Source organism: Actinoplanes sp. NPDC049265, assembly GCF_043197135.1.
Taxonomy (GTDB): Bacteria; Actinomycetota; Actinomycetes; order Mycobacteriales; family Micromonosporaceae; genus Actinoplanes.
This window is the reverse complement of the sequence record NZ_JBICSP010000071.1, coordinates 1-1,067: the sequence shown is the minus strand read 5'-3', so window position 1 is coordinate 1,067 and position 1,067 is coordinate 1. Positions and strand designations below refer to the sequence as shown.

1 protein-coding gene is annotated in these 1,067 nt (G+C 67.0%); it reads right to left on the bottom strand.

What is annotated here, in order from left to right; all coding sequences use genetic code 11:
* Positions 1–1,067: alcohol dehydrogenase catalytic domain-containing protein (locus tag ACGFIO_RS44355; protein ID WP_392837345.1), on the bottom strand; the 1,067-nt coding region annotated here is incomplete at both ends.

The following is a 1,067-nucleotide window of genomic DNA, read 5'->3' as shown; positions in this document are numbered from 1 at the left end:
CGGAAGTCGGTGGTGCGTGAGTCGGCGATCCTTTCTATCCCGGCCGCTCGCAGCAGGTGTTGTTTGGGGGTGCTGGCGGTGGCGTAGATGGTGGCGCCGAGGTGGTGGGCGAGTTGGGTGGCGGCCATGCCGACGCCGCCGGTGGCGGCGTGGATGAGGACTGATTCGCCTGCGTTGAGGTGGGCCAGGTCGACCAAGCTGTAGTAGGCGGTGGCGAAGGCGACCGGGATGGATGCCGCCGTCGCGAACGACCAATCCTCTGGAATCACCGTCACGGTGCGTTGATCGGCGATGGCGATTGGGCCGAAGCCGCCTTCGACCAGGCCGAACACCCTGTCGCCGGGAACCAGACCCTGCACGTCGGGTCCCGTCTCCAGGACTGTGCCGGCCGCTTCGCCTCCGGCCAGTCGGGTGTCGTTGACCATGCCGAGGGCGACGACGACGTCGCGGAAGTTGAGGCCGGCGGCGCGGACGGCGATGCGTACTTCGCCGGGTTGCAGGGGGCGTTGGGGGGTGTGGGTGAGGGTGAGGTCTTGCAGGGTGCCGGTTTGGGGTTGTTGCAGTTGCCAGGTGTCGTTGTCGGGGATGGTCAGTGGTTGGGTGTGGGTGAGTCGTGGTGCTTCCCAGCGGTTGTCGGTGATTCGTAGTCGGGGTTCGTTGAGGGTGGTGGCTGCGGTGAGTTGGTGGTGGGTGAGGGGGGTGTCGCTTTCGATGAGGATGATTCGGTTGGGGTGTTCTGACTGGGCGGAGCGGACGAGGCCGGATACGGCGGCGGAGGGTAGGTCGGTTCCGGTGTGCACGATCAGGGTGTTGGTGGTGGTGAGGTGGGTTTGGAGGGCTTGCAGGGTGCGGGTGGTCAGGGTGCGGGTTTGGGTGAGTGGGTCGTTGTTGTCGGGGTGGGCGGTGAAGACGACGACGTCGTCGGTTGTGGGCGTGGTCTCGGGGGTGGGTACCTCGGTCCAGGTGACGGCGAATAGGTCATCGGCCGGGGTGGTGACCGGGCGGGTGATCAGGGAGCCGATGGTGACCACGGCCTGGCCGGTCTCGTCGGCGGCCCGGATGCTCCA